Annotated in this window: 11 protein-coding genes; 5 read left to right on the top strand and 6 right to left on the bottom strand. The window is 62.9% G+C overall.

What is annotated here, in order from left to right; translation table 11 throughout:
* Positions 1-106: 106 nt before the first annotated feature.
* Entirely contained in the window at positions 107-301 is a 195-nt protein-coding gene (locus tag G455_RS26435) for a hypothetical protein (RefSeq protein WP_154664401.1), read from the top strand.
* A 329-nt stretch (positions 302-630) separates the two neighbouring features.
* Here the strand turns inward: G455_RS26435 and G455_RS0115305 are convergent, their stop codons facing one another.
* The 6 genes from G455_RS0115305 to G455_RS0115330 all read right to left on the bottom strand — a co-directional run bounded on the left by G455_RS0115305 (position 631) and on the right by G455_RS0115330 (position 6689).
* Positions 631-1461, bottom strand: a complete 831-nt coding sequence (locus G455_RS0115305) for an ABC transporter permease (RefSeq protein ID WP_028094501.1) — start codon at positions 1459-1461, stop codon at positions 631-633.
* 3 nt (positions 1462-1464) lie between these two features.
* Positions 1465-2502 (bottom strand): extracellular solute-binding protein, encoded by a 1038-nt coding sequence (locus G455_RS0115310; RefSeq protein WP_028094502.1) that lies wholly within the window; start codon positions 2500-2502, stop codon positions 1465-1467.
* Positions 2503-2572: 70 nt separating this feature from the next.
* Positions 2573-3616 (bottom strand): ABC transporter ATP-binding protein, encoded by a 1044-nt coding sequence (locus tag G455_RS0115315; RefSeq protein ID WP_028094503.1) that lies wholly within the window; start codon positions 3614-3616, stop codon positions 2573-2575.
* 18 nt (positions 3617-3634) lie between these two features.
* Positions 3635-4435 carry an ABC transporter permease gene (locus G455_RS0115320; RefSeq protein WP_028094504.1) on the bottom strand — a complete coding sequence of 267 codons (801 nt, stop codon included), beginning with the start codon at positions 4433-4435 and terminating at the stop codon, positions 3635-3637.
* Positions 4426-4878 carry a GAF domain-containing protein gene (locus G455_RS25675; protein ID WP_051312550.1) on the bottom strand — a complete coding sequence of 151 codons (453 nt, stop codon included), beginning with the start codon at positions 4876-4878 and terminating at the stop codon, positions 4426-4428. The genes G455_RS0115320 and G455_RS25675 overlap by 10 nt, the downstream gene beginning before the upstream one ends.
* Positions 4875-6689 carry a CocE/NonD family hydrolase gene (locus tag G455_RS0115330; protein WP_028094505.1) on the bottom strand — a complete coding sequence of 605 codons (1815 nt, stop codon included), beginning with the start codon at positions 6687-6689 and terminating at the stop codon, positions 4875-4877. The genes G455_RS25675 and G455_RS0115330 overlap by 4 nt, the downstream gene beginning before the upstream one ends.
* Positions 6690-6819: 130 nt before the next feature.
* On the opposite strand from G455_RS0115330, the gene G455_RS0115335 reads away from it, so the two are divergent.
* The 4 genes from G455_RS0115335 to G455_RS0115350 all read left to right on the top strand — a co-directional run bounded on the left by G455_RS0115335 (position 6820) and on the right by G455_RS0115350 (position 12755).
* Complete coding sequence (locus G455_RS0115335; protein ID WP_028094506.1) at positions 6820-7722, top strand: LysR family transcriptional regulator; 903 nt, start codon at positions 6820-6822, stop codon at positions 7720-7722.
* Positions 7723-7963: 241 nt separating this feature from the next.
* Entirely contained in the window at positions 7964-9697 is a 1734-nt protein-coding gene (locus G455_RS0115340) for a sigma-54-dependent Fis family transcriptional regulator (RefSeq protein ID WP_028094507.1), read from the top strand.
* 138 nt (positions 9698-9835) lie between these two features.
* Positions 9836-11635, top strand: a complete 1800-nt coding sequence (locus G455_RS0115345; RefSeq protein WP_028094508.1) for an NAD(P)/FAD-dependent oxidoreductase — start codon at positions 9836-9838, stop codon at positions 11633-11635.
* A 67-nt stretch (positions 11636-11702) separates the two neighbouring features.
* On the top strand, positions 11703-12755 hold the full coding sequence (locus G455_RS0115350) for a 2,3-butanediol dehydrogenase (protein WP_028094509.1): 1053 nt from the start codon (positions 11703-11705) through the stop codon (positions 12753-12755).
* Positions 12756-12770 lie beyond the last annotated feature (15 nt).

The following is a 12770-nucleotide window of genomic DNA, read 5'->3' on the forward strand; positions in this document are numbered from 1 at the left end:
GGGTTTCATCTTCGTTCCTTCGTCACTACGACGAAGCCCAAATCCTCCTTAAATCACAACCTCAAATCTGTGCCATTGGCGCTGACGGGGGACAAATCAGATTGAGGTGTTCCTGAAGATCCGCAAGATCCTGAACAACGATCTCGACCGTGTTATTCCGGGGCATGAGCCGAAATTGTTCGAGCGTCACGTGTCGTGGCAGACAGAGAGCGGCAACTGCGTTGCCGAAGTGAACTTGGGTGCGGGTGAAGGACCCCGGCGGCCGAGTGAGTTTCAGGCCCTGGCATCTGCAACCTCCTGACACGCGGCCAGGGGACGGAAGACGGGAGGAGGGCACCCGACGTGCAGGCACAGGGACAACGTCTTGTTATCCCTGTTGACGTCTAAAAGAGACCGCTGAAATTGAAAGGGGCAGGTGTCTGGGAGCCGGGGGATCAGCGGGGCACCCCATATCCTGGTTCCGGGGCGAGCCGGCGGAATATCGGCGCAAGCAAGATGGCGCGCCCGATTTTTCCGGAAAATTCAGAGCTGAAGTCCGTCGACAGCGTGATCGCAACGGTCACGCTGTCGACGAGAGGCGTTCATTCGACAACCTGGGAGGTGTCCGTCGGTGTCGCGGCGGTGATCAGCTCAGCCGGCCTTGTAACGCTTCGCGATGATCGAGCTGCCCAGGCTGGTCAGCACCACCGTCACGATCAGCAGGATGAAGGCAAGCGCTGCACCGAAGGGCCAGTTGGACGCCCGGGCGAACTGTTCGTAGACCGCCGGAGCCATCATCTGGAACTGCGGCCCCCCCAGCAGAAGCGGCGTGGCATAGGCATTCATGCACAGGATGAAGACGAGCGTTGCCCCGGCCAGCACCCCGGGCAGCGACAGTGGCATCAGCACCCGGAAGAACGAACGTGCCGGGCGTGCCCCAAGGTTCGCCGCCGCCTCTTCGACCTGACGCGGAATGCTTTCGATGACCGAGGCAAGGGTCAGGATCATGTAGGGCAGCACGATGCCCACGGTGGCGAAGATCACCGCGCCGGGCGTGTAGAGCAGTTGCAGCGGTTCCGAAATGATCCCGAGGCTGCGCAGCGAGGCGTTGACCAGGCCATCGGTGCTCAGCAGGGCGAGATACCCGGCTGAGCGCACCACGCCCCCCACCAGCAGGGGGAACATGGTCAGAATGGTCAGCTTGCTCTTCCAGCGTCCTTCCATCCGGGCCAGCAAATAAGCCGGACCATAGGCAAGAAACGTGGTCAAGATCGTACAGGTCAGGGCCACCACGATCGTGGTCGTCAGGATCTTCTGGTAATATGGATCGGCCACCGCCTTCGCATAGTTATCCAAGGTGAAGGCGGTCTTCATCAGGTAGAGCGGGTCGAAGACATTGAACGAGTACCGCAACATCAGAAGCATGGGCGCCCCGAGCAGAAGCAGCACCAGAAGACCGGCCGGAAGAACAAGCTTTGCCATGTGTCAGCCCTTGAGAATGCGGTTCCAGGAATCCAGCATGGAGGCCTGGTTCTCCATGATGAAGTCCAGATCCGGCTGCCAGAGGCGGTTCTGTTCGGCTTCGCTGAAGCCGATCTGCGCTTCCAGTTCGGGGCTGATGGAGCCGTTCTTGACGGTCGGCAGGTAGCCCATCTTTTCGGCGAAGGCCGCCTGTGCCTGCGGGTTCAGCAGGGCATCCATATAGGCCATGCCGCCCTCGGAGTTGCGGGCATTCTTCGGCACCGCCGCCTCGTAGACCGCGGGGAACGCGCCTTCCTCGGGCACGACCCAGCCAAGGTCGATGCCGCTCTTGTTCCAGCTGTAACCGCGCGCAGCCGAAATGATGGTGATCCAGATGTCACCGGAGGCGAGTGCCTGTCCGACGGCCTCGGTCGACGGGAGCAGCTTGGCGTCGAGGTCCTTCCACTGCTGGACCCCCTTATCCGCCCCGTTGAAGTCCGACAGCGTGCCGCCGTTGGCGATCGCCGCATAGGCCATGTTCGAGGTGTAGAGGAAGTCGCTCAGGCCGATCTTGCCTTTGTAGGCCGGGTTCCACAGCTCGGCGATAGATGCCGGCGGCGTGGTGATCAGGTCTTTGCGGTAGACGACGGCATGGGCCGAATAGATCAGCGGCACCGAGTGCTTCTTCTGGAGAAACGGCAGGATGTTGTCATAGGAGGCCACGTTATCGGCGCTCAGCTCTTCCAGCGCGCCCACCTTTGCGGCGGCGTGCATGTCGAAATCGGCCAGCAGCGCGGCGTCCATGCTGCCGCGACGCTGCATGCGTTCGGTGATCAGCTTGGTGCGGCGCGGCACCGGGCCCGACACTTCTTGCAGGATGTTCCAGCCTGCGGGTTCCAGGATCGCCTGGTCGACGTTCTTTTTCAGCAGGTCGCCGAAGGTGCCGCCCCAGGTGCCGACGACAAGGTCCTTGGACTGGGCGATGGCCGGGCTGGACAGCAGCCCCGTGGCTGTGGCCGCTGAAGCGGTGGCGAGGAAGCTGCGCCGGGAAAGTCTGGTCATCTGGGAGTCTCCTGTTGGGATTTTCTGGTTTGGGTTTTCTGGATCGGTATTCCGGTCGGCGTTTCTGACCTCAGGCGTCAAGCAGGCGGGCATCGCCGCCGTTCCATTGCAGACGGACCGGGTCGCCCGTCTGCAGACCGGCAAGGGCGTCATCGGGGCCTGGGGTCGCGGTGACCACGGTCACAGACGTCTCTCCGAGCATCACGGTGTATTCGGTCTGCGCCCCGAGATAGAGGATCTCGCGCAGCGCGCCCTCGACCCCATCCCCCGCACGGGTGATTGCGATCTTCTCGGGCCGGACCGAGTAGAAGCGGGCGTTAGGCTGCCCTGCCGCCGCGGGAGGGAGCAGCGTGCCGCAGACGGTATGGAAACCATCCTCCTCGACGCGCCCCTCGATCACGTTGGAGCGGCCGACGAAATCCGCCACGAAAGAATCCGCCGGGCGTTCATAGAGATCCTGGGCGGTGCCGGCCTGACGGACCTTGCCGCCTTCCATCAGCACCAGCTTGTCGGACATCGTCAGCGCCTCTTCCTGGTCGTGGGTGACCATCAGGGTCGTCAATTCCAGCGATTGCTGCAGCGAACGAATTTCGCTGCGCACTTCGCCGCGCAACTTGGCGTCGAGGTTCGACAGCGGTTCATCCAGCAGGAAGATCGCCGGGTTCAGAACCAGTCCGCGCGCCAGGGCGACCCGCTGTTGTTGTCCGCCCGAAAGCTGACGCGGATAGCGATCTGCCAGGTGGTCGAGACGCACCCGCTTCAGGGCCTCGAGGCTTTGCGCCTCGCGATCGGCCTTGCCGACCTTGCGCATCTCGAGGCCGAATCCGACATTCTGCGCCACGGTCATATGCGGAAACAGTGCGTAGGACTGGAAGACAAGGGCTGTGTTGCGCTCGTAGGGCGCAAGGTCGGTCACATCGCGCCCGTCCAGCACCACCGAGCCGGAGGTCGGGGCGATAAAGCCCGCGACCATGCGCAGCGTCGTCGTCTTGCCGCAGCCCGAGGGCCCCAGCAGCGAAACCAGCTCTCCGCGCTGGATCTGCATGTTCATGTCCGCAACCGCGATTGCTTCGCCGTATTCCTTGCGGATGTTGATTAGTTCGAGCGATTTCATCTCTTGATCTCCGGGCATTCAGACGATGCGGGACAGTTTCACGTAGCGATCGGTGATCAGCATCATGGCGGCGATGACGACGATCTGGATCGTTGCGACGGCGGCGAGGGTCGGGTCGATCTGGAACTCCAGGTAGTTGAGCATTGCGATCGGCAGGGTGCTCATGCCGGGGCCGACCAGCAGCAGGGTCAGTTCGAGGTTCTCGAAGCTCTGGATGAACGAAAACATCGAAGCGGCGACGATGGCCGGGCGCATCATCGGCAGGGTGACCCGCCAGAATACCGTGAAGGGACGGGCGCCGAGGTTCAGCGCCGCCTCTTCCACGCTGCGGTCGAGCCCCTGCAGACCAGCGGTCACGACCCGCACCGTCCAGGGGATCGTCAGCAGGATATGCGATGCGACCAGACCGGGCAGCGTGCCCACAATGTCCATGTCCAGCTGGTTCTGCGCCAGCAGGTAGGTCAGATACAGCGCGGTGCCCGCCACGATCCCGGGGACGATGATCGGACCCAGAAGGAAGGTGGTAATCGCCTGTTTGGCGCGGATGTTGCTCCGCACCAGCGCAAGCGAGGCCGCCGTTCCCACCGGCACCCCGATCACCGTGGCGATCGCGGCCACCTTGAAGCTGACGATGAAGCCGTTGAGGAATTCCTCGCGGCCGATGGCATTGCGGTACCAATCCAGCGACAGGCCGCTCGGCGGGAAGGCGATGATCGCATCGCGGAAAACGGAGGTGACCACCAGCAGAAGGACCGGCAGCAGCATCACGGTATAGGCGATAACGATCCCGCCGCGGTAGATAAGTCCAGTCAGTCGCATGGCGCGCCTTTCTTTGTATCGGTCCTCAGAAAGCAACAGGAAAAGCTGTCTGCTACGGTTTGCAGGGCCTCCAGGCGGGCGGCGTCGAATGCCTCTTCGCCGCCCATCAGGTTCACTTGCCCGACGACCTCGCCATTCTCCGTGCGGACCGGCAAGTTGACGATGGCGTCGGCGCCAAGGTCGAGAATGCTCTGGGCATCCGGGAACCCGGCCCGAAGGGCATCCTCCCCCTTGGTCAGGATGGGCGCCCCAGTGTCCCGGACACGTGCCATGGTTGGCGCATCGGCAAACAGCTTGAACCCGGACCCTGCAAAGATCTCAGCATGGCTGGTGAAGACGCGCTCTGCCCGGTCGTCGTGGTATAATAACGCGGTCAGGGCGCGAATGTCAGCCTGTGCCGCCAGCTCGGGCAGCAGGTCGGAGAGACTGCGGGTCGAGGTCATGCGGGCCCCTCGGTCTTGACGACGGGCAGATCCAGACGGGTCTGCGCCAGGTCGACCGAGATCCGGGCCATACGGCCATGGGGCACTTTCTTGAAATGGTCGGCATCGGCCCCGGCAATCGACAGGCGCAGCCGGCTGCCCTGCGACAGGGTCCAGGCGACCGGCAGCAACGGGATGCGGATCTGCTGCATTTCGCCCGCGGGCAGGGGCTCTGCACTGTCGCGATGGAAGGTCCGGTAGGGCCAGTTGATGCGGATGTTCTCGGGGGCCTCGGCTTCGGCCCGGAAGATCGCACGCAGCACGCCTTCGGTGATATACCGCTCGGTCCCGTCGGCCTCGACTTCGGTCAGGTAGATGAAGAGACCGGCATCGGGCGCGTCGAAGCTGGCATGGAGATCCAGCAGGGCATGGCCCGCGATCCGCGTCTCCTCGGACAGCGGCGCGCTGTCCCAGCTCAGCATCTCGGCGGTGCGGCCCTGCCAGTCGTAATAGTAGTTCCGCGAATCCATACCCGCGATACGTTCATAGCGCGTTTCAAAGCCGGTCCGGGTATGGGGCACGAACTGGTATTCCGCGGCCCCTTCCGTGGCGCTTTGGCCAAGCGCGCCCGCGGTGCCGGGGTGCAGCACGTCCAGCGTGGGTTGCGGCGGCCAGCTTTCGGCCTCGGCCCAGGCTTCTTCATGCATCGCGAAGTAGGACACCGGCGGTTCGCCTTTCAGGCCCGTATCGGCGCCCATCAGGTAGGTATCGAAGAAGCGCAGCACGCAGCCCAGCACCGAGAAGTCGGGCTCTTCGCTGTTGCGCCAGGGCGAAACGGCGATCCGCGCGCCGTGATCCCAGGGGCCCAGCACCAGGTGATGCGGATTCTTGTCCAGGGTCAGGAAACGCGCGATGGCGCCATTGGCATAGCCGGCTCCGTCCATCCAGCCCGAGAGCGAGAGGATCGCGACATCATCACGGAACCCTGCGGTGTAGGAATAGGGGCTGATCGAGGCGCTGCTGTAATCGGGGTCATAGGGCAGACCTTCCTCGCGGTAGGCGAGGTCCGCCATGAAGTCGGTTTGCCGGAAATTGGCCTGGTGCTCGGCCACCGCGGCGGCGACCATGCTGCCGTCCGTGTCCTCATCGACGGGTTGCGGCCCCTGATAGTCCGGACTTGCGTAGTATTTGTAGTCCTTCAGGTAATCACGCTGATCCAGGTCGAGCCCCTTCATCAGGTTGTCGTAAAGCTGGGTGAGCGACGTGCATTGCATCCCGCCGGGGAAGTAGTTGTCGGCATAGGTGTCCCAGACCGAAAAGAGCGGCGCGATGGCCTTGACGGCCGGGTGCCCGGTTGAGGCCAGGAAGTCGGAGGCCGCGCCAAGATAAGAAATGCCCGTCGCCCCCAAGATACCGTTCGACCAGGGTTGAGCGATGACCCAATCGGCGATTTCGGCACTGTCGAGGCGTTCTCTCGGAGAGCGGAAGCCGTCACGTGTGCCAAAGCTGGCACCGGTGCCCCGGACATCGACCACCACCACCACATAGCCACGCGGCACGAAGTAGTTGCTGAACTTGGCAGTGTTCGGGTTGGCGATGGCATCGGAGCCTTCGGCCAGCTTGAAGCGGCGGAAGTAGGGGGTGAACAGAAGCAAGGTCGGAAAGGTCTCTCCCTCCGCCGCGCCCTCGGGGCACCAGACGTCGACAGCAATCCGGCAACCATCGCGCATCGTCAGATAGCTGGACTGCGGCTTGGACGGCAGGCTGTAGGGCACTGCTCGGTCAGCTTCGTATGCGGAGACGCGGCTGTTGAGATCGACTTGCTTGGTCATTGGGACTTCCGTGATTTGTTTGGGAGTCGTTACAGCCGAAAATTTGTACTTGCGTAAATTGAATATTTTGGCAGTTTTGTTACTTTTATAGTAACTGTGTGATCAGCAAAGAACAGCAGGACAGTCGACAGTGGCGCTTACTCAACGAACCCTCGAAGCCTTCCGTGCCTTCGTCGAAACCGGCTCGGTCAATGGTGCTGCGGACCGGCTCTTGCGGACTCCGGCGCAGGTCAGCCGTCTGCTGTCTGCTCTGGAAGACGAGTTGGGGTTTTCGGTCCTGACCCGGCATGGGCGGAGGCTGCGGCTTACCCGTGAAGGGAAAGATTTTTATGCAGAAACTGAAAGGGTTATGCAGGCATTCGACGATGCTGAACGTCGCGCCGACCAAATCAGGCGGGGGCGAAAGGAGCATTTGCGCATCCTTGTGGCACCCTTCATCTCACATGCCGTCATCAACCAGTCACTGGCGCAGGTGATGGAAAGGCATCCCCAGATGACGGCCCAGATCGACGCCCGGGTGCGGCTGGATATCGACCTCTGGGTCGGTCAGGAAACCTTCGATCTCGGCATCGCTCCACTGCCGATCAAGGCCGGAGCGTTCGAGGTCGAACCTTTCCTGGAATTGCCAATGATGGTGGCCATGCATCCAGATCACCCGTTGGCTGCCCAAAAAACAGTCACATTTCAGGACTTCATCGCACGTCCGATCGTTTCGACACATGCCCGATCCCTGCTTGGTCAGCATCTCGAATCGCTTTGCAAGCAATACGGGGAACGCCTGGATGTCCGTATCGAAGCCCGCAATGGCGTCATCGCCTGCCAGATGGCGGGCCTGAATCTCGGCTGTTGTCTGGCCGATCCCTTCGTCGCGCTTTCGAGCGGGGTCGAGTCGCTGGTGCTGCGTCCGTTCGAACCGCGCGGCATCCTGAGTTACGGCTTTCTCTACCCAAGCTGGTCAAGCCGCACGAAGATCGTCACCGAGGTCGCCGATGAAATCCGCGCGAGCACGGCCCGGCTGGCGGCGACATTGTAGCCATCAGGATTTTTTCAAAGGCAAGCCCGATCTGTCCTTCCTATGTGACCAGAACGTGCAGAGATGTCTTTGGCCCGGTTCCAGCAAGCATGACGGAGCAGGGCAGACCAAGAAGACCTTTCATGGGGGCGGCTTGTCCCGTTGCCGGCGGAGCGGGGCCGACGTTTGCGTGACCGTGGAAATTCGTTCTGAAGGGTGTGCAACCTGTGCTAGCTTTGCCGCTGAGGAGGAGGGAAGCGACATGTCGGATTATCATCATGTGGCGGAAATCGAACGTGTGCTTGATGGTGCGGTGACCGGGCGCGATGGTTTCGTGTCGGCCTCGTGGCGACGCTGCGTCGAACTTTACGGAATGGACCCGACACGCCGCGATCCCGCCCATATCGTGACCGAGGCGGAGCTGCGCGAACATCGTGTCCAGGCGGAACGGATGATCGCCGCCGCCCGGTCGAGCCTGAAGACGCTGTTCCGACAGGTGGCCGGTCAGAACTATGTCCTGCTGCTGACCGATGCCGGTGGCGTCTGTGTCGACTTCTTCGGCGATGATCTTTTCGTCGAGGAACTGCGCGGCGCCGGGCTCTATCTCGGCTCCAACTGGTCGGAAGACCTGGCCGGGACCTGTGGCGTGGGCGCCTGCATCGTCACCCAGGAACCGGTGACGGTGCATCAGGACGATCATTTCGGTAATGCGCATACCGGGCTCAGTTGCACGGCGGCGCCGATCTTTGACAGTCTTGGAGAGCTGGCGGCGGTGCTTGATATCTCCCTGCTGCGCTCGCCTTCGCCAAAACGCAGTCAGAACCTGGCGATGAGTCTGGTCACCAATGCCGCCCGGCGGGTGGAAATGGCCAATCTCATGGCTGAGGGGCGTCGCGACTGGATCCTGCGTGTCTCGGACCGGCCCGAGTTTCTCGATATCGACCCGGAGGCGGCGGTGCGGCTGGATGGGGCGGGTCGAATTCTGGGCTATACCCGGGGTGCGCGGCGGCTTTTTCCAGATGGCGGTGGCGTGCTGGGGCGTCGCATCGACGAGGTTCTGGGGATGACCGTGGACGATTTGCCCGACCTGATGCGCGACCGGCCCAGCGAAGACCGCATGATCGAGATGCGCGACGGAGGGGCGCTTTTCGGCCATGCGATCGCGCCGCAGGCGCCGCGCTCGGCCTTGCGCAGCGCGCGCCGGGGTGGGCCGTTGGCGGGGTTGACCCAGGGCGATCCTGCCATGACCGAGATGCTGAACCGTGCGGCAAGACTGGCCCGGACCAGCGTGCCGCTGCTTGTCTGCGGCGAAACCGGCACCGGCAAAACGCGACTGGCGCGGGCGCTGCATATGGCGGGCAGCGCTGGCGGTTTCGTTATGCTGGACTGCGCCGGGCTGACGCCGGAGGCCTTGCGACAGGGCTGCGCCGGGGCGCGGGGGGGCGCCACGACGCTGTTGCTGCGCCGGATCGAGGACATGCCGGAGGAGACCATGGTGGCGCTGAGCGCGATCCTCGATAGTCGCAATGACCTGCGGGCGATCACGACCACCTGTGTCGCGCCTGACAGGCTGGAGCTGCCGCTGCCGCTGTTTCACCGGCTGGCCGGAGCGACGCTGTCGATACCACCATTGCGGCAGCGCCGGGACCTGAGTTGGCTGGTGAATCTGCTGCTGCGGCGCCGTGCGCCAGAGGATATGCGCCTGTCGCCCTCGGCCCGGGCGGAGCTGTTGGGCCGCGACTGGCCGGGAAACCTGCGCGAGCTGGAGCATGTGCTCGATGTCGCCATCGCGTTGTGCGAGGGGCGGGTGATCGACCAGCAGGACCTGCCGGCTCCGGTCACCATGGTGTCTGGCTCGACCGAGGCGGAAGAACCCCTGGAGCAGGTGATGGAGGCCTGTGGTTGGAACATGGCCCGCGCAGCGCGGCGTCTGGGGGTCAACCGCTCGACCGTTCTGCGCCGTTTGCGGCGCGCCGGGTTGCGTCCGCCCACCTGACAGGTTGCAGGATGTTGCGCGCGCAACATGCCGCAATGCAGCGCCCAGCTTTTGGGCATCTTTTGTCGTCTCTGGCTGGATTACGCAGCGGAACCTCCGCGACACTCCTGTGGCAACACGCTCGTAGGAGGAGACGCGATGCTTGATTCAATTGCTATTTCCCGCACGGAGGAGGTGCTGGAAACGCTTAACGCGGCGCTGGAGGCAGGGGACATTGTCGCTGTCGCCGGGCTTTTTGCCACCGATAGCTACTGGCGAGATCTGGTTTCGGTGACATGGAACCTGAAGACCGTCGAGGGGCCGGCCGGAGTGGCCGACATGCTGACGCAGCAACTGGCGCAGACCCGTCCCGGAAAGTTCCGGCTTCAGGAAGGCGAACTGCCTGTCGAGGAAGACGGCGTCACCACCGCCTGGATCACCTTCGAGACTGCGGTAGGGCGTGGCTGGGGGCTGATGCGGCTGAAGGACGGTCGGATCTGGACCCTGCTGACCACGCTTCAGGAATTGAAGGGCCATGAGGAGAACCGCGGGACGCGTCGCCCGATGGGGGCCGAACATGGCGCCAGGAAGAACCGCACAAGCTGGAAGGAGCGCCGCGAGGCGGAGACCGCCGAGCTCGGGTATCAGACCCAGCCCTATGCCGTCATCGTCGGCGGCGGGCAGGGCGGCATCGCTCTTGGCGCGCGGCTGCGTCAACTGGGGGTTCCAGCCATCGTGCTCGACAAGCACGACCGGCCCGGGGATCAGTGGCGCAGTCGCTACAAGTCGCTCTGCCTGCATGATCCGGTCTGGTACGACCATCTTCCCTATATCAAGTTCCCCGACAACTGGCCGGTGTTCACGCCCAAGGACAAGGTCGGCGACTGGCTGGAGATGTATACCAAGGTCATGGAGATCAACTACTGGACCCGGTCCGAGGTTCAGAAGGCGGCCTATGACGCGGCCAGTGGCCGATGGTCGGTGACGGTCGATCGCGACGGGGAAGAGATCACGCTGCATCCGACGCATCTGGTTCTGGCCACCGGCATGTCGGGAAAACCGAACATGCCCGAATTTCCCGGCATGGACAGTTTCAGGGGCACGATCCAGCATTCCTCCTGGCACGAGGGGCCGGATGCCTGGACTGGCAAGAAAGTGGTGGTGGTCGGCTCCAACAACTCGGCGCATGATATCTGTGCCGCGTTGTGGGAGGCCGGTGCCGATGTCACGATGGTGCAGCGCTCCTCGACCCATATCGTCAGATCTGACAGCCTGATGGAGATCGGTCTGGGCGGGCTTTATTCCGAACAGGCGCTGGCCAACGGCATCACCACCGAAAAGGCGGACATGATCTTCGCGTCTTTGCCTTACAAGATCATGCATGAATTCCAGATCCCGCTCTATGACCAGATGCGCGAGCGCGACGCCGAATTCTATGCCGGGCTTGAAAAGGCCGGGTTCAAGCTGGACTGGGGGGACGACGGTTCTGGGCTGTTCCTCAAATACCTGCGGCGTGGCTCGGGTTATTACATCGACGTGGGCGCAAGCCAGCTGATCATTGATGGAGAGGTCAAGCTGGTGCAGGGGCAGGTAGATCATTTCGACGAGACCGCCGTTGTTCTGGATGACGGCACGCGGCTCGAGGCCGATCTGGTGGTCATGGCCACGGGCTTCGGGTCTATGAACGGCTGGGCTGCGGATCTGATCGGTCAGGAGGTCGCCGACAAGGTCGGCAAGGTTTGGGGGCTTGGCTCTGACACCACCAAGGACCCGGGCCCCTGGGAGGGGGAGCAGCGCAACATGTGGAAACCCACGCAGCAGGAGAACCTGTGGTTCCACGGCGGCAACCTGCATCAGTCGCGGCATTATTCGCTCTATCTCGCACTGCAGCTGAAGGCGCGGATGGAGGGGCTCGAAACCCCGGTCTACGGTCTGCAGGAGGTGCATCACCTGGCATGAGACAGCCTGCGCCCGGGCCCTGCCGCAGGCCCGGGCGTCCCTTTTTAATTCATGGAGAACGAAAAAAATGAAAGCAGCACGTTGGCATGGCGTGAAAGATATCCGGGTCGAACAGGTGGATGAGCCTGCGGTCGGCCCCGGCGAGGTCAAACTCAAGGTGGCCTGGACCGGGATTTGTGGCAGCGATCTGCATGAATATCTGGCCGGCCCGATCTTTGTCCCGGTGGGAGAGGATCACCCGCTGAGCCATGATCAGGCGCCGATCACCATGGGGCATGAATACAGCGGCACCGTTACCGAGGTGGGGGAGGGCGTCACCAATGTCGTGCCGGGTGACCGGGTGGTGATCGAACCGATCTTTGCCTGTGGCACCTGTCCCGCCTGTCTGGAGGGGAAATACAACCTTTGCGATAGCCTTGGCTTCGTCGGGCTGTCTGGCGGCCATGGTGGCTTTGCAGCCTATTCCGTGGTGCCCGCGCGCATGGTGCACAAGATGCCAGACGCGCTGTCGATGGAGCAGGGCGCGCTTGTCGAACCCTCTGCCGTCGCGCTCCATGCGGTGCGCATGTCCAAGATCAAGGCAGGGGATACGGCGGCCGTCTTCGGTGCCGGGCCCATCGGCCTTTTGGTGGTCGAGGCGCTGCGCGTCGCGGGGGCGGCGCAAATTCACGTGGTCGAACCGTCAGAAGTCCGGCGCCAGAAGGCGCTTGAGCTGGGGGCCACGAGCGTTATCGACCCGAGCGTCGAGGATGCGGTCGCGACCATCCGTGCCGCAACCGGAGGTGTGGCGGTCTCCTTCGAGGTGACCGGCGTGCCGCAGGTGTTGCAGCAATGTATCGAGGCGACCCGGCATGAAGGGCAGGTGCTGATTGTCTCGATCTGGGAAAAGGCCGCCGCGTTCCAGCCGAATACCGTCGTGCTGAAAGAGCGGCAGCTTCTGGGCAGCATCGCCTACCGACATATCTATCCGGCGGTGATGGAACTGATGATGCAGGGCTATTTCAGTGCCGACAAGCTGGTGACCAAGCGGATCGCGCTGGAAGACATCACCACAGAGGGGTTCGATGCGCTGGTTGCCGAGAAATCCCATGTGAAAATCCTGGTTGAAGCGCCGGAGTGACGCCCGGGGGCAGCC

It is taken from the genome of Pseudodonghicola xiamenensis DSM 18339, from assembly GCF_000429365.1.
Lineage (GTDB): Bacteria > Pseudomonadota > Alphaproteobacteria > Rhodobacterales > Rhodobacteraceae > Pseudodonghicola > Pseudodonghicola xiamenensis.

Coding starts and splice junctions, on each gene's coding strand:
- G455_RS0115340 (WP_028094507.1), top strand. CDS start 7,964: ATGTCGGATTATCATCATGTGGCGGAAATCGAACGTGTGCTTGATGGT.
- G455_RS0115305 (WP_028094501.1), bottom strand. CDS start 1,461: ATGGCAAAGCTTGTTCTTCCGGCCGGTCTTCTGGTGCTGCTTCTGCTC.
- G455_RS0115310 (WP_028094502.1), bottom strand. CDS start 2,502: ATGACCAGACTTTCCCGGCGCAGCTTCCTCGCCACCGCTTCAGCGGCC.
- G455_RS0115320 (WP_028094504.1), bottom strand. CDS start 4,435: ATGCGACTGACTGGACTTATCTACCGCGGCGGGATCGTTATCGCCTAT.
- G455_RS0115350 (WP_028094509.1), top strand. CDS start 11,703: ATGAAAGCAGCACGTTGGCATGGCGTGAAAGATATCCGGGTCGAACAG.
- G455_RS0115330 (WP_028094505.1), bottom strand. CDS start 6,689: ATGACCAAGCAAGTCGATCTCAACAGCCGCGTCTCCGCATACGAAGCT.
- G455_RS25675 (WP_051312550.1), bottom strand. CDS start 4,878: ATGACCTCGACCCGCAGTCTCTCCGACCTGCTGCCCGAGCTGGCGGCA.
- G455_RS0115315 (WP_028094503.1), bottom strand. CDS start 3,616: ATGAAATCGCTCGAACTAATCAACATCCGCAAGGAATACGGCGAAGCA.
- G455_RS0115345 (WP_028094508.1), top strand. CDS start 9,836: ATGCTTGATTCAATTGCTATTTCCCGCACGGAGGAGGTGCTGGAAACG.